Below are 15,887 nucleotides of genomic sequence, written 5' to 3'. Positions count from 1 at the left end.
CGGAGGCGCAATGAAAATCAACGCGTTAGTCGCACCCCATGCCACACAACCTTTGTCATCCGGCCAGATCGCGCTGCGTAGCGTGCAGCCACAGGATGTCCAAATTGAGATTCTGTACTGCGGCGTGTGCCACTCAGATCTGCATATGGCCCGTAACGAATGGGGTGTCAGCCACTATCCCCTGGTGCCAGGGCACGAGATTGTCGGGCGCGTGATGGCAACCGGTGCCGATGTCACCCGCTTTAAAGTGGGCGACGTCGTCGGTGTGGGCGTGATGGTCGACTCCTGTCGCGAGTGCCATTTTTGCCAGCAGCAGGAAGAACAATATTGCGAAGCCGGCTTTACCGCGACTTATAACGGCATCGATAAATATACTGGCGACCGCACCTGGGGCGGTTATGCGCAGCATGTGGTGGTCGATCAGCATTTTGTGGTGGCAGTGCCGCCGCAGCTGGCGCTGGCGGGGGTTGCTCCGCTGTTATGTGCAGGTGTGACGGTCTGGTCGCCGCTGCGTCATTTCAACGTCAAAGCGGGAGACCGCGTCGGTGTGGTCGGTTTGGGTGGCTTAGGCCATATGGCAGTGAAACTGGCGACGGCCCTGGGGGCGGAAGTGACACTGTTCACCACGTCGCCGGAGAAAGGTGCTGATGCACGCCGCTTAGGGGCGAAGCAGGTGGTGGTATCGCGTGATGTGGCGCAGATGGCGACCTGCCAGACCTCGCTGGATATGATTGTTGATTGTGTGGCCGCCCCGCACGACCTCGATCCTTATCTCGCCACGCTGAAAACCAATGGCAAATTGGTGCTGGTGGGCATTCCCGATCAGCCGCACCCGTCACCCAATGTGACGCCGATGGTGTTCCGTCGCCTGAGTATCAGCGGCTCGTCGATTGGCAGCATCAAAGAAACCCAGGAGATGCTGGATTTCTGCGGTGAGCACAACATCACGGCGGATATCGAACTGATTGCTGGTGAGCAGATTGAAGCGGCGTTTACACGTATGTTGCAGGGTGACGTGAAGTATCGCTTCGTCATTGATATGCAGGCAACGCGCTGGTAATACGGCAAAATCCCTGCTGTCAGGGCAGGGATTTCAGGCTGAAATCGCCAAACAAAGCGAGGGATTAGTCCAGATCCCGCCCGTTGCTGGCGATGACTTTTTTATACCACCAGAACGATTTCTTGCGCGTGCGATTCAGGGTGCCTTGCCCATGGTCATCGCGGTCAACGTAGACAAAACCATAGCGTTTACTCATTTCACCCGTCGAGGCGGCCACCAGGTCAATGCATCCCCAGGTGGTATAACCGATGATCGGGATACCATCATCAATCGCCTGCGCCATGGCATAAATATGTTCTTTGAGATAGCTGATACGGTAATCATCATTGATTTCGCCGTCAGCGGTTAACTCATCACGCGCGCCCAGCCCGTTTTCCACCAGAAACAGGGGCTTCTGGTAGCGGTCGTACATCGTATTCATGGTGATTCGCAGCCCAAGTGGGTCGATACCCCATCCCCAGTCGCTGCGTTTAATGTGCGGATTGGTCAGCGATTTCACCACGTTTGCCGCGCTGCTGTTTTGTTCATTCATCTCCGCTGAGGCACAGCGCGAAGCGTAGTAACTGAAGGAAACAAAATCCACGGTGTTTTTCAGGATCTCGCTATCGCCTTCCTCCATCTCGATCTTCACACCTTTCTCGCGGAACACCCGTGCGGAATAGGAGGGGTAGGCACCACGCGCCTGAACATCGATAAAGAACAGGTTTTCACGATCTTTTTCCAGCGCCGCCCAGACATCTTCCGGCTTGCTCGACCACGGATAGAAATTGCCACCCGCCAGCATGCAACCGACCTGGTTTTGCGGGTTGACCTCATGGGCAATGCGCGTCACCAGGGCACTGGCGACCAGCTCATGGTGTGCCGCCTGGTATTTAACCTGCTCGGGGTTTTCCCCGCTTTCGAACACCAGCCCGGCACCGGAAAAGGGGCTGTGCAGCAGGATATTGATCTCATTAAATGTCAGCCAGTACTTCACCAGGCCATCAAAGGCTTCAAAACAGGTGCGTGCGTAGCGGGCAAAGAACTCAATCATTTTACGATTGCGCCATGAGCCGTACTCGGTCACCAGATGCATCGGGACATCAAAGTGGCACAGGGTCACCAGCGGTTCGATACCGTATTTTTTACATTCGCTGAATACATCGCGGTAAAAAGCGATACCCGCAGGATTGGGCTGCAACTCATCGCCATTCGGATAGAGGCGGCTCCAGGCGATGGAAGTCCGAAACACGGTAAAACCCATCTCTGCCATCAGCGCGATATCTTCTTTGTAGCGATGATAGAAATCGATGGCGTTGTGGCTGGGATAATATTCGTCATCACGTAGGGTAAAACGCTTTTCAAGGCCCAGTTTCACCGGCATACGGTGCTGGCCATGTGGGATCATATCAACAGTGGTTAATCCCTTACCGCCTTCCAGGTAGCCCCCTTCAGACTGATTAGCGGCCAAAGCGCCGCCCCATAAAAATCCTGCTGGAAATGTCAGTTCAGACATGAATAGCCTCAATTAATTGGCGTTTACGGGTTTTACGATTTCAGGTGCCGTTGCCGGGGTTGTAGCGGCGGTTTTTTCCACCGGAATGTCTTCAAAGCCCAGCATCAGGGTCAAAATAAATGAGAGCACCACCGACAGCACCATCACGGCACCGACCCAGACAATACTCATCGGATTATTGGGATCAAAAAACTGCACGCTGGTGAACAAGCCGGGGGAGGCCATGGAATGGCTGGCAAGGCCACCAATCCCGGCCACCGCCCCGCAGATAAAACCACTGATCAGGCTGGCGATCAGCGGACGCTTGAGGCGTACCGCCACACCATATAGGGCCGGTTCAGAGATACCGGCGACAATCGCTGACGCGGCGGCGGCCAGTGCCGTCTGGCGCAGTTCCGGGTTTTTGGTTTTGAAGGCGACTGCCAGTGAGGAGCCGCCGAGGGAAAGGTTGGCACCAATTTCCGAAGGCATCACCATCCCCTCTTTACCGGTTTCGGCGATGGTCTGGATGATGGTCGGGGTAAATACCCGGTGCATGCCGGTCATCACCAGCAGCGGCCACAGCGCACCCATAATGGCCACCGACAGCCAGCCGAGATAACCGTGGATAGTATAAACCAGCGCGGAGATGCCGCTGCCGATCCAGATACCCAGCGGGCCAATCAGCACAATGGCGATCGGTGCAGCAATCAACACAATCAGCATCGGTTTAAGGAAATTTTTCGTCACCGCCGGGGTGATACGATCGACGATGCGTTCGATATGCGACAGGATCCACGTCATCACCAGCGCCGGAATAACGGTGTAGGTGTATTTGACGGCGGTCACTGGAATATATGCAAATTCAACGTGTTGCCCCTGTGCCGCTTTGGCCATCAGATCAATAAAATTGGGATGGATCAGCACCCCGGCGATGGCAATCGCCAGCGACATATTGGTTTTGAACTTCAGCGCGGCTGAGGCGGCCACCATCACCGGCAGGAAGAAGAACGCGCCATCGCCAATCACGTTGAGAATCACTAACGTTGATGACCCTTCGGCAAACACGCCAAACATATTCAGGACCATGGCGAGCAGCTTCACCATCGATCCGCCAATGATGGCAGGAATCAGGGGTGACATGGTGCCCACCAGCGCGTCAAGGATGCCTGTGCCGATACTTTTCAGCGTGATTTTTCGTTTCACCGATGTCGCGGCGGCGGTTGCTCCTGGCGTGCCGAGCTTTAACACTTCCTGATATGCCAGACCGACGTTATTGCCGATGATCACCTGGCATTGCGCATCGTTATGCACCACCCCCATCACGCCGGGGATGGCCTTCAATACCGGGTTGTTGATTTGATTACCGTCTTTGACCACAAAGCGCAGGCGGGTCATGCAATGCGTTACGGCTTCGATATTTTCCAGCCCACCTAACGCCTGGACTATGGCGCGGGAGACTTCGACATAATTCTTCGACATGGATTTTTCGTCTCTTATCAAAAGGTCACTTGCTGGCCGGTCGCACATCCGTTGTAGGGACAGAGGCGGAACGATTGCTCAGTTTCTCGCCATGAGAAACCGGTTTCACAAAATAATGAAATTGTATTTTTAACCTGGCAAGATATTTAAAATTTGATTTATGACATTGTGAACTGAATCACTTAATGGTGGTTGCGTGTCAAAGCCGGACATGCGAAAAATTTCCCAATCAATGAGCATGTTAGGTAGACTGCGAAACGTCTTGAATAAGATGAGAAAACCATGACAACCATTCTTGAAGTGGCTGAAAAAGCCGGTGTGTCGAAGGCCACGGTGTCGCGCGTGTTGTCGGGAAATGGCTATGTCAGCCAGGAAAAACGTGAACGGGTGCTGCGGGCGATTGCTGAGACTGACTTTCGCCCCAACCTGCTGGCGCGCAATCTGGCGGTTAAATCGACCCAGACCATCGGCCTGGTGATCACCAATACCTTGTATAGCGGCAGCTACTTTAGCGAGCTGATGTCCCATTCTGCACGCCTGCTGGAACAGCAGGGGCGTCAGTTAATTCTCGCCGACGGTAAACACAGCGCGGCGGAGGAGCGGGCGGCGATTCAGTTTCTGCTGGATTTGCGTTGTGATGGCATCATCATTTACCCACGTTTTCTCTCCATCGATGAGATGGATGAGATCATTTCTCAGCATAAACAACCGATTCTGGTGATCAATCGTCGCCTGCGGCAGCACCATAGTTTCTGCATTTATTCCGATCAGAAAGCCAACTGTATGCAGGCGGTAAACCAGCTGGTGGCGCTCGGGCATCGTGATATCGCCTTTATCACCGGATCACTCGATTCTCCCACCGGGCTGGAGCGCCTGTCAGGTTATAAAGCGGCGCTGGCTGAACATCAGATTCCGGTGCAGGACGCACTGATTATCCCCGGTAAGTGGAATGCGCACAGCGGGATGGCAGCGGTGGAAGCCTTGCTGGCGGGCGGTTGCCGCTTCACGGCGATTATCGCCAGCAACGATGAAATGGCCGTGGGGGCCATGAAACAACTTGCTGCGGCCAGCATCGCCATTCCTGAACAGGTTTCCGTGGTGGGTTTTGATGATATCCCCCTGGCACCTTACACTATCCCGTCCTTATCCAGCATGAAAATCCCGGTGACGGAGATGGTGCAGCAAACCATTGCACAGCTGGTTTCGATGCTGGACGGCGGCGAGATCGGCCAGCGCAAAAGTTTCAATGCCAACCTGATTATGCGCGAATCAGTCGGACCCGCTCCGAAACCTTAATTTCCGCTTTGATCCCGTAGTGGCGCGATTTATCGCGCAGTATTCAGCGTTTTCCAGGGCAAAAGACGCGCAATAAATTGCGCCACTACGTTTTGTACAGTCGTTATCCACTTTGAGCTGTCGAGACTGTAGTGACTTGCATTTTGAAAGTCACTATGGAAATCTGTGCGCATTAAGACCTTATCTGAGTCAGCACCATGAAAAACGAACCGCTTTGCCAGACCCCATGTCCGATTGCGCGCAGCCTCGGGAGGATTGGTGACAGCTGGAGCATGATCATCCTGCGCGATGCCCTGGCTGGATTTACCCGTTTTGATGAGTTCCAGAAAAGCGCTGACATTGCGCCCAACATTCTCTCCCGTCGCCTGAAAGAGCTGGTGGATGATGGTCTGCTGGAAAAGGTGTGCTACAGCAGCACGCCGCCGCGCTACGAATACCATCTCACCGAGCGGGGACGGGATTTCCGGCCGGTGATGCTGGCGCTGGCCGAATGGGGTAGCCGCCATTTTTCACCCGAAGGGCGTCAGATGCAGCTGGTGGAAACCGCCACTCAACGCCCGGTGCAGGCGATTATGGTGGATAGTGCAACCGGCCAGCCAGTCACGTCAGATAAATACAGCATGATCCCCGCCCCCGCAGCGGCACCCATCCTCCACTATCGCTACGAGTATTTGCAGAAAAAACGCGCGGGTGAGGCTGCGCTGAAGTTTATGCCGCAGACGCAAAAAGGCGTACAGCCATGAACAGACGCGTGGTGATCCCGGTGGTGGCCGTCGCAGCGGTGGTGCTGGCATCCGGTTACGGCCTGTGGTGGTGGCAATCAGGTCGCTTTATCGAGTCAACCGATGATGCTTATGTTGGCGGCGATATTAGCGCCATCTCCGCCAAAGTGGCGGGCTACGTACAGGATATTGCGGTGCAGGACAACATGCGAGTGAAAAAAGGCGAGCTGCTGGTGCGGCTCGACGCGCGTGATTATCAGGCCGCGCTGATGCAGGCCAGCGGTGAGGTGGATGCGCAACAGGCCGCACTTGCCGATATCGCCGCCACACGTGAATTGCAGCTGGCGACCATTGTCGGGTCGTCTGCGGCGGTGAATGCCGCTCAGGCGATGACGGAGAAAACCGCCGGGGACAGCCGACGTTATGGTGCGCTGGCGCTGAATTCTATCGTTTCGGCACAGACCCGCGAATATGCGCAGGCTGATTATCACCAGGCGGTGGCCCAGGAAGGGAAGGCGCGCGCCGACAAAAATGTGGCAGAACGTCAGTTGATGGTGCTGGATGCGCGTGAAAAGCAGACTCAGGCGGCGCTGGTCCAGGCGCAGGCGGGGCTGGAGATGGCAAAACTCAACCTGAGCTACACCGAGATACGAGCGCCTTTTGACGGCGTGATCGGCAACCGGCGCGCCTGGTCGGGAGCTTATGTCACCAGCGGTACGCAATTGTTGTCGCTGGTGCCCGCGCAGGGATTATGGGTAGATGCCAATTTTAAAGAAAACCAGCTGGCACATTTACACGCGGGGCAAAAGGCGCAGATCGTTGCCGATGTATTACCGGGGCGTACTTTTACCGGCCATGTTGTCAGCCTGTCCCCGGCTACCGGTTCGCGTTTCAGTATCCTGCCAGCGGAAAATGCCACCGGCAATTTCACCAAAATTGTTCAGCGCGTACCGGTGCGTATCGCGCTGGAGGGCGATGCAGCGAATCTCGGTCTGCTGCGCCCTGGGCTGTCAGTCACGGTAACGGTTGATGAGAAGCCATTGCCATGAGCAACCAGACTGCTCTGCCTGCCATTCCGTCATTGCAGATGCCGGTCAGCCAGAAGGTGATTGCCTTTGCCACCATGTGTCTGGGGATGTTTATCGCCTTGCTGGATATTCAGATCGTCTCCGCTTCGTTACGGGATATCGGCGGGGGTTTGTCGGCAGGAGATGACGAAACTGTCTGGGTGCAGACCAGCTACCTGATTGCAGAGATCATCATCATCCCGCTTTCCGGCTGGCTGGCACGGGTGATGTCTACGCGCTGGCTATTCGCCGCCTCAGCAGCAGGTTTTACCCTGATGAGCGTGTTATGCGGCTGGGCGTGGAATATTCAAAGCATGATTGCCTTCCGCGCGTTGCAGGGGCTGGCAGGTGGCTCGATGATTCCGCTGGTGTTTACCACGGCGTTTGCGTTCTTTCAGGGAAAACAGCGGGTGATCGCCGCCGCCACCATCGGCGGTCTGGCATCGCTGGCACCTACCCTTGGCCCTACTGTCGGCGGCTGGATCACCGAGAATTTTAACTGGCACTGGCTGTTCTTTATCAACATCCTGCCGGGCATCTACATCACGTTCGCCGTACCCGCGCTGGTAAACATTGACTCACCGGATACCTCGCTGTTGCGCGGTGCCGACTATCTCAGCATTGTTCTGCTGGCGGTGTCGCTGGGATGCCTGGAATACACACTGGAAGAAGGTCCGCGCTGGGGCTGGTTTGACGACAGTACCCTGACCATCACCGGCTGGCTGGCGCTGATTTGCGGGGTGCTGTTTATTGCGCGCACGCTGCGTCATAAGCAACCGGTGATGGATTTATACGCGTTAAAAGACCGCACCTTTACCCTCGGCTGCTATTTTTCCTTTATGGCCGGGGTCGGCATTTTTGCCACCATCTATCTGACGCCACTGTTTCTCGGCACGGTGCGCGGCTATAGCGCATTGCAAATTGGGCTGGCTATCTTCTCTACCGGCCTGTTTCAGGTGCTTTCTATCCCGCTTTATTCCTGGTTAGCTAACCGGGTTGATTTGCGCTGGCTGCTGGCAGCGGGGCTGATTGCTTTTGGTGTGTCGATGTACAGTTTTGTGCCCATTACCCACGACTGGGGCGCGCAACAACTGTTGTTGCCGCAGGCCTTTCGCGGCATGGCCCAGCAGTTCGCAGTGGCACCGACGGTGACGCTCACCCTCGGTAGCCTGCCGCCGGCACGTCTCAAACTGGCATCCGGGTTGTTCAATCTGATGCGTAACCTGGGCGGTGCCATCGGCATCGCGCTGTGCGGCACTATACTTAATGATCGAACAAACCTGCATTACAGTCGCCTCGCGGACCATCTCAATAGCGCCAGCCTGTCGTTAGGCGAATTTATGCAATCTTCTACCGCAGCACTGATAAAACAGGGCTTCAGCCCCGATGCTGCACAGACCGCCGCGCTGAAAAATCTTGCGGCACTTACGCTCCGCGAAGCCAAAACTCAGGCTTTCGCGGATGCTTTCTGGCTGATCATGATCGGGTTTTTTATCGCCGCCTTGCTGGTGCCGTTTATGAAAGTGCCAAAAACTTAAGTCTCACTATCCGGAGATCATATGGATATCTCATTAAAGCGCATCGTCGTGACTGGCATGGGTATTGTCAGCCCGTTGGGATGTGGTGTGGAACATGTCTGGCGTAACCTGGTGAAAGGGCAGTCCGGCATCAGCCCGCTACCTGAAGCTATTGCGCAGGATATTCCCTGCAAAGTGGCGGGCCAGGTGCCTTCGGTTGAACAGGATCCGCAACATGGTTTCGACCCGCTGGCGGTTATCCCGGCCAAAGAGCGCAAAAAAATGGATCGCTTTATCGAATTCGCGCTGGTTGCGGCTCAGGAAGCTCTGACGCAGGCCAACTGGTTCCCGCAGCTGGAGGCGCTGCGTGAGCGTACCGCGACCATCATTGCGACCGGTATCGGCGGCTTTAACGAAATCGCGGCGGCAGTAGAAACCACCAACAATCGCGGCCCACGCCGTTTATCACCGTTCACCGTGCCATCATTCCTTGCCAATCTGGCGGCCGGTCATGTTTCGATTGCGCATGGCTTTCGCGGTCCGATTGGCGCGCCCGTCACCGCCTGTGCCGCCGGTGCGCAGGCGATTGGTGATGCCGCGCGGATGATTCGCAGTGGCGAGGCGGATATTGCCTTGTGTGGTGGAAGCGAGGCGGCAATCCATCGCGTCAGCCTTGGCGGTTTTGCGGCAGCGAAAGCACTCTCCAGTGGCTTTAACGATCAACCCACCAGCGCCTCACGACCTTTTGATCAGCAACGCGACGGTTTTGTGATGGGTGAAGGGGCGGGCTTGCTGGTGATTGAATCGCTCGATCATGCGCTGGAGCGTGGTGCTACGCCGCTGGCGGAGGTGGTGGGTTATGGCACCAGTGCTGATGCCTACCATCTGACGGCCGGACCGGAAGATGGCAGCGGTGCTCGCCGGGCGATGGAGACGGCGATTCGTCAGGCAGGGATCACCCCTGACGCTATCCAGCATATCAACGCCCACGCCACTTCAACGCAGGTGGGTGATAAAGGCGAACTGGCCGCCATTCGTTCCGTTTTTGCCGACAATCCAGTGGCGATCACTTCAACCAAATCCGCGACCGGGCATCTGCTGGGTGCAGCAGGCGGCGTTGAGGCGATTTTCAGCATTCTGGCGTTGCGCGACCAGCTGGCACCGCCAACGCTGAATTTGCATCAGCCCGATGAGGCGGCTACCGGACTCGATTTAGTGGCGTTGACGGCTCGCCCGATGCCGATGGAGTACGTACTCTCCAATGGATTTGGCTTTGGCGGGGTTAATGCCAGCCTGATTTTCCGCCGCTGGCTGGGATAAACCACCCCACATCACGCCGCTCCGCTGCGGGCGGTGTGATGACTCGCGCATTTTTGTGCGCCTTACGATAAACAATTCCGCAATTCCTCCGATAACTCCAGCAGCAAACTTAACAAAAACGAAAAACGCAGGAGTGGGAAACATGGGATTGGTATCGCGATTGCGGAACGTGCGCATCACCAGAAAATTGTCGGCGGGATTCGGCATCGTGCTGCTGCTGGTGGCGCTTGCCTCCGGGCTGAGTGTGCAGCGCTTTAATGAAATCCATAATATCTATCAGAAAACCAACCTGATTTATGACATCAACATTGAGGTCTTCCAGGCGAAAATTAACCGCCTTAAATATCTCTATGGTGATGATGCGTCAGGCGCGGTAATGGCGAAGTATGTGACTCACGCGCAGCAACTCACCGATGAAGCCAAAAAACTTAACTGGTCAGATGGCGGCACGGAAATCATCAGCAATATCAGTACATGGCTGGCCGATTTTCAGCAGCGTATTAAGGCGATGACCCAGGCGACACAGCAGCTCAATAGCCTGCGTGCGCAGCTTGATAGCATCAGCCAGCAGGACACCACCTCACGCTACACGCAACTGATCCGTACTCCGGTTGCCACCCCGGAACTCACCAACCAAATCTATGACCAGTTGTTCGCCATCAGCAACGTGCGCGAAGAAGCGCTGGCGCTGCGGTTTAACGTCAGCGAACCGTTGCGCAAAACGCTGGAAACCCATTTCAGCCAGGCGGAACAAGGGATGAAAGCGCTGCTGGCGCAATTACCGCCGGAACAGCAGGGTGGATTTAACGCGCTGTGGCAGGACACCGAGCGTTTTAAAGATCTCAGCCTGCAGTCAGCACAGGCTTATACGCAACTGCGTAGCGCGGAAGATGGCGTGAAAGTCGCGGGTGATAAAAGCAGTGCGGCGATCAAACAAATCATCACCATTGTGAAAGCACGCAATGATGAACTGGCTAACGGCTCTTCTGCGCTGTTATTGCTGATTGGTGGGCTGGCGATTCTGTTTGGTGTTCTGGTGGCCTGGTACATTATTCGTCAGATTACTCAGCCGGTCTTTCATAACCTTGAACTGGCGGAGCGCATTGCCAGTGGCGATCTCAGCTCGCAGTTTGCCACCGATCGGCATGATGAACTCGGCAAGCTGACGTCGGCGATGGGGAGAATGAACGAGCGGTTGCGCAGCATGATTGGCGATGTATTAAGCAGCGTTAACAGCGTGTCGCACGCGGCCAGCGCCATCAATCAAGGCAACCTTGATCTGTCTTCGCGTACCGAGCAGCAGGCGGCGGCGGTGGTCGAAACGGCCGCCAGCATGGAACAGCTTACCGCGACGGTGAAAAACAATGCTGAAAACGCCCGTCAGGCCAGCCAGATTGCCGCGGAGGCCACCCGCAATGCCAATCAGGGCGGCGTCGCGGTGCGGGATGTGGTGAGTACCATGGGCGAGATTTCGGAAAGTTCGAAGAAAATCGCCGATATTACCGCCGTCATCAACAGCATCGCTTTCCAGACCAATATCCTGGCACTGAACGCGGCGGTTGAAGCGGCGCGCGCCGGTGAACAGGGTCGTGGCTTTGCGGTGGTAGCAAGTGAGGTGCGTAACTTATCGCAGCGTAGCTCGCAGGCCGCAAAAGACATCGAACAGTTGATCAGTGAATCGGTCAGCCGCATCAGCAATGGTCATCAGCAGGTGGCACGCGCCGGTGAAACCATGGATCACATTCTCAGCAGCATTGCGCGCGTCAATGAAATCATGGAAGAGATTTCGGCAGCCTCGGATGAGCAGAGTCGCGGTATTGAACAGATTGCCCGCGCGGTGGGTGAACTGGATACCACTACCCAGCAAAATGCTTCTCTGGTGAGCGCTTCGTCGGTTTCGGCTAACTCGCTGGAAGAACAGGCGGTTATGCTGGAACGTCTGGTGGCACAGTTCCGTTTACAGGGAACTGCCCGCTAAATAAAAAAGGCATTGCAGGCCGCCTGTATGGCCTGCGATGCTGGTTTTATTCGCAGATCGTCAGAAATTTATTCTGTTACTTATGCGCAAGGGAAAAAATCTGAAAAAGTCCGCTCGGATTCGTGCTTTTCCGATAAACTGGATTTCTTGACGATCTGATATTTCCCGTGAATGAATTACTACTCACCTGATGATAACCACCTGAAGCGACGATCTGTTCGCTTCGTCCGTCGCATGTTCCTGATGCGCCAGCTTGGCACGATCCTGTGTTTCTTCCCGATCCTCTCGGTTCTGATGGAAATGAATCGCGGTCTGGCATTCTGTGGTTTGCTGTTTACCAACGCGTTCATCTGGCCCTGGATAGCTTATCGCCTCGCGTTACGGGCAGAAGATTCTACCGCGACAGAGAGACGAAATCTGACTCTGGATGCCGCCTTCGGTGGCATCTGGGTGGCGCTGATGGGGATGAGCCCGATGCCGTCGTTTGTCATCATGGCGGTGCTGGCATCGGACCGCTATGCCGCTGGCGGTGGTGCGCAACTGCTGGCGGCCCTTCAGGCATTCTTTTGCACCTTTATGGTGGTGTGGCTGTTCGATGGCACGGGTTTCCATTGGGCGTTCAGTACCCAGACAGTCTGGCTGACGCTGCCTCTGGCAACGGTGTATATGCTGGCGCTGAGCGTAGCTTCCTACAATCTGACCTGGCAATTGCGTAAACGTAACCGCGAACTGGAGCGCATCGCGCTGATGGATCCGGGTCTGGAAATCCCCAATCGGCGCTTGTTCGAACGGCGACTGGAGAGTGAATTCCTCAGCACGCGTCGGGGTGACAGTTCCGCCTATCTGCTGCTGATCGATGTCGATAATTTTAAGGCGGTCAATGATACCTGGGGACATGAAGCGGGCGACTTTCTGCTGGCTGAGATCTCAGCGTTGTTGCGCAATTATGTCGGGCTGCAGGACATCCCGGCCCGTTTTGGCGGCGATGAGTTAGGGGTGATTGTGCACCATGCCTGCGACGAATCGGTGGTGGCACTGGCGGAGCGTTTGAAAGAAAAAATTGCGCAGCTGCGGTTGCCGGCATCAGCCGATTTCAGTTGCTCGGTGAGCATTGGCATTGCGGGTGCCGCCAGCGCGGAATCGCTCGGCTACTGGTTGCGTCACGCCGATGAAGCTTTATATCAGGTGAAACGCGCCGGACGGAACGGGGTACGCTTGTGGCAACCCGCGCTGGCCGGCGCGGCCTGAAACTTAATCGAAGCGGGGTTCGCAGTTCACTGGAAAGTTAAAGGAGTTGGCAACATAACAGGCCTCATGAGCCTGATGATGCAGCTCCCGCGCGCGGTCAGCATCTGCCGGATTGCGCAAGGTGATGCGCGGTTTTAAGGTGATTTGCGTAAACCGACCGCGCGTACCTTCCACCATTGTCCCTTCCGCTGCATCCTCATAACCCTCAACGATGATCCCTGCATCCGCACATAGATGCAGATACCACAATTTATGGCAGGCTGAGGCTGCCGCCAGCAGCAATTCTTCCGGGTTCCAGCGTGTGGCATCACCACGAAAGGCGGGATCGGCACTCAGCGGCATGGTGGGCTTGCCGTTTGCCAGCAGCTCGCCATTGCGGTCATAAGCGGTGTAACTGGCGGTGCCGTCACCGCGATTGCCGGTCCAGCGAACCGTCACCTGATAATGATGTTCCCGTGCTGCCATCGTTGTCGCTCCTTTTGCTGTTTAAGCCTGATAAATCGTCTGTGCAGAGTTTTACCGATTGTGCGGGAGGTTTTCGGCGGTGACAATCCTTAGTTCTACGCTGCCATCCTGATATATATCAGGCTGGTAGCCTTGCTCAAGATGACGCAGCAGGAGCTGTGTGGCCAGTTCAGCATGCTGGCGTGCGTTCTGGTCGAGGGTATAGGCCAGCACGTCTTCCTGTAATAAACGGTGGGTCACATCATACAGCTCATGGGTGATATAGCAGCAGTGACCAGCCAGACCATGCAGGCGCAGCAGTTCGCTGATATCGCTATTGCTGTCGCCGGAATTATATAAGCCGACCACCTTGTTTGATTGCTGTAATGTCTGGTGTAACAGAGCGCGTATTTTGTGGCGTTCATCTTCACCGGCCAGCACTTCACGCAGCCGCAGCCACGGGGCGCGTTGACTGATGGCATCACGGAAACCGGAAATACGTTGAATATGGGCGCGAAAATCAAAACGGCCACTGACCATAATGACGTCGCCTTCCGTTGGCATACTGCGGCTCATTAATAAACCGGCAGTGCGCCCGGCCTGATATTGATTTATTCCCACATGACATAAACGATGAGATTCGGGTAAGTCACTGGCCAGTGAAATCACCGGAACCGATTTTTGCTGGCACTCTGACAATGCCTGGTGAATAACCGAATAATCGTGACCAAAGACAATAATACCGTCGCGTAACTCACTACTTTTATTTATCTTTTCTGCCAGTTTTTCCGGTTGTGATTCCGCCACCAGCGTACGGAATAATTTTATTTTTCGATAGCCAAGCCGATCGGCAATATGGGCGAATTCTTCCGCCAGCTGACGGAAAAACCAGGTGTTGTTGCTGCTTAAAAAGACCTCAATTTGCCAGGGTTGCTGTGATTCCTCCGGCAGCAAACGCTGCAAACCCGCCTGACGCGCGGCGCGCAACACTTTGCGAGCTGTCTCTGGCCGGACGCCACCTCGTTCATTTAACACCCTGTCGACGGTCGCAATCCCAACCCCGGCCAGTTCGGCCACTTTAATCAGGGTGAGTTTTTTCATTTTTTCCTCAGCGCACCAGTATAAAAATTGTGCTGCATCATCCGGCAGCAAAGTTTGCGTTTTACATCACAGCAGGGCTTATTTTTGCGCCGTATTATGCTCAGGCGATCATCGCGTGCAAGCGACTAAATGTTGCGAAACAAAAACGCACTGTACAACTTATCGTTGCCGCAATTAAAAAAATCAATGATGGGAAACCATCAAGAAAACCCTTCCAAAATGCAGGGTGAGAAATTAATCTTTGCAACGTTGTTAAATTTTATTTAATTCCTTGATTTGAATGTAAAGGTTATTGCCTCGTTGTTATTCTGATTATTAAACGCCCAATGGGCATGTCTGTATTTAATTCATACAGCTTTTCTTTATGGCAAGTTTATCGCCAGGCTAAAACACGTCTGTTATTTAGCCCGGTTAGCAATGTGACAAATTCATTGGCAGGGAAAATATGAAACGCAGAGAATTCCTCACCTCCATCACCGCATTGGGAGTGGTGTCCTCGATGCCCACGCTGGCACAGGCCGACATTGTTAATGGCGGGCAGCCGTGGGAACCGGGCAAAGTGCAAACGCCAACAGCACCCCCGAAAAAAGGGGGGTTGCAATACCTCACGCGACACGAATTCGACACCGTAGGTGCTATCGCTGAACGTTTTATTCCGGCTGATGATATGAGCATCAGCGGCAAAGACGCTGGTTGCGCCATTTTTATCGATCGTCAGCTGGCCGGTGATTACGGCAATGGTGTGGCGGTCTATCGTCTTGGCCGCTTTGTTAAAGGCACTCCGGAACAAGGCCCACAGTCACCGCTGACTCCCGCACAACACTATCGTCTGGGCCTTACGGCGCTCGATAACGCGACGCAAAAACAGTACGGCAAAACGTTTGTGGCGCTAACAGGTGAGCAGCAGGATGTGGTTTTACAGGCCATGGAGAACAACAAGCTGGATCTCGGCCAGCAGGTGGAGACGAAGGTGTTCTTCGAACTGCTGCTGCAAAACGTCCGCGAAGGCTTCCTTTCTGATCCGATCTACGGTGGCAATAAAGAGATGGCCAGCTGGAAGATGATTGGCTTCCCTGGCGCACGCTACGATTTCCGTGACCTGCTGGCGAAGAAAGGGCAGAAGCTCAACATCATTCCCACCAGCCTGATCGATAACACCCTTTAATTCTTTGTCTGCT

At 54.9% G+C, this 15,887-nt stretch carries 13 protein-coding genes; 9 read left to right on the top strand and 4 right to left on the bottom strand.

What is annotated here, in order from left to right; all coding sequences use genetic code 11:
• The first annotated feature begins 10 nt into the window (after positions 1-10).
• A complete protein-coding gene (locus tag PW844_RS08635; RefSeq protein ID WP_299450348.1) occupies positions 11-1,060 on the top strand; it encodes an NAD(P)-dependent alcohol dehydrogenase in 1,050 nt (349 codons plus the stop codon).
• Between the two features lie 64 nt (positions 1,061-1,124).
• Here the strand turns inward: PW844_RS08635 and PW844_RS08630 are convergent, their stop codons facing one another.
• Both PW844_RS08630 and ascF read right to left on the bottom strand, forming a co-directional pair.
• Positions 1,125-2,555: a 6-phospho-beta-glucosidase gene (locus PW844_RS08630; RefSeq protein WP_299450345.1), complete on the bottom strand. Its 1,431-nt coding sequence runs from the start codon at positions 2,553-2,555 to the stop codon at positions 1,125-1,127.
• Between the two features lie 12 nt (positions 2,556-2,567).
• Complete coding sequence (ascF, locus tag PW844_RS08625) at positions 2,568-4,016, bottom strand: PTS cellobiose/arbutin/salicin transporter subunit IIBC (RefSeq protein WP_299450342.1); 1,449 nt, start codon at positions 4,014-4,016, stop codon at positions 2,568-2,570.
• 282 nt (positions 4,017-4,298) lie between these two features.
• Between ascF and PW844_RS08620 the strand changes: the two genes are divergently transcribed.
• The 7 genes from PW844_RS08620 (at position 4,299) to PW844_RS08590 (ending at position 13,164) form a co-directional block, all read left to right on the top strand.
• Positions 4,299-5,312 (top strand): LacI family DNA-binding transcriptional regulator, encoded by a 1,014-nt coding sequence (locus tag PW844_RS08620; RefSeq protein WP_299450340.1) that lies wholly within the window; start codon positions 4,299-4,301, stop codon positions 5,310-5,312.
• Positions 5,313-5,509: 197 nt separating this feature from the next.
• On the top strand, positions 5,510-6,055 hold the full coding sequence (locus PW844_RS08615) for a helix-turn-helix domain-containing protein (RefSeq protein ID WP_299450339.1): 546 nt from the start codon (positions 5,510-5,512) through the stop codon (positions 6,053-6,055).
• Positions 6,052-7,083 carry an HlyD family secretion protein gene (locus tag PW844_RS08610; protein WP_299450337.1) on the top strand — a complete coding sequence of 344 codons (1,032 nt, stop codon included), beginning with the start codon at positions 6,052-6,054 and terminating at the stop codon, positions 7,081-7,083. The genes PW844_RS08615 and PW844_RS08610 overlap by 4 nt, the downstream gene beginning before the upstream one ends.
• On the top strand, positions 7,080-8,639 hold the full coding sequence (locus tag PW844_RS08605; RefSeq protein ID WP_299450336.1) for a DHA2 family efflux MFS transporter permease subunit: 1,560 nt from the start codon (positions 7,080-7,082) through the stop codon (positions 8,637-8,639). The genes PW844_RS08610 and PW844_RS08605 overlap by 4 nt, the downstream gene beginning before the upstream one ends.
• 21 nt (positions 8,640-8,660) lie before the next feature.
• Positions 8,661-9,938: a beta-ketoacyl-ACP synthase II gene (fabF, locus tag PW844_RS08600; RefSeq protein ID WP_299450334.1), complete on the top strand. Its 1,278-nt coding sequence runs from the start codon at positions 8,661-8,663 to the stop codon at positions 9,936-9,938.
• A 142-nt stretch (positions 9,939-10,080) separates the two neighbouring features.
• The gene (locus PW844_RS08595; protein ID WP_299450333.1) at positions 10,081-11,916 is read left to right on the top strand and encodes a methyl-accepting chemotaxis protein; all 1,836 of its coding nucleotides are present in this window, start codon (positions 10,081-10,083) and stop codon (positions 11,914-11,916) included.
• A 171-nt stretch (positions 11,917-12,087) separates the two neighbouring features.
• Positions 12,088-13,164 carry a diguanylate cyclase gene (locus PW844_RS08590; protein WP_299450332.1) on the top strand — a complete coding sequence of 359 codons (1,077 nt, stop codon included), beginning with the start codon at positions 12,088-12,090 and terminating at the stop codon, positions 13,162-13,164.
• A gap of 3 nt (positions 13,165-13,167) precedes the next feature.
• Here the strand turns inward: PW844_RS08590 and PW844_RS08585 are convergent, their stop codons facing one another.
• Together PW844_RS08585 and PW844_RS08580 are read right to left on the bottom strand one after the other, a co-directional pair.
• Entirely contained in the window at positions 13,168-13,629 is a 462-nt protein-coding gene (locus tag PW844_RS08585) for an OsmC family protein (RefSeq protein WP_299450330.1), read from the bottom strand.
• 51 nt (positions 13,630-13,680) lie between these two features.
• On the bottom strand, positions 13,681-14,709 hold the full coding sequence (locus tag PW844_RS08580) for a LacI family DNA-binding transcriptional regulator (RefSeq protein WP_299450329.1): 1,029 nt from the start codon (positions 14,707-14,709) through the stop codon (positions 13,681-13,683).
• 445 nt (positions 14,710-15,154) lie between these two features.
• Here PW844_RS08580 and PW844_RS08575 point away from each other — a divergent pair, with 445 nt between their 5' ends.
• Positions 15,155-15,874 carry a gluconate 2-dehydrogenase subunit 3 family protein gene (locus PW844_RS08575; RefSeq protein WP_299450327.1) on the top strand — a complete coding sequence of 240 codons (720 nt, stop codon included), beginning with the start codon at positions 15,155-15,157 and terminating at the stop codon, positions 15,872-15,874.
• Positions 15,875-15,887 lie beyond the last annotated feature (13 nt).

Origin of the sequence: Pantoea sp. (assembly GCF_028283705.1) — a bacterium.
In the GTDB taxonomy this organism is placed as follows: Bacteria; Pseudomonadota; Gammaproteobacteria; order Enterobacterales; family Enterobacteriaceae; genus Pantoea.
This window is presented reverse-complemented; position numbering and strand designations above follow the sequence as displayed.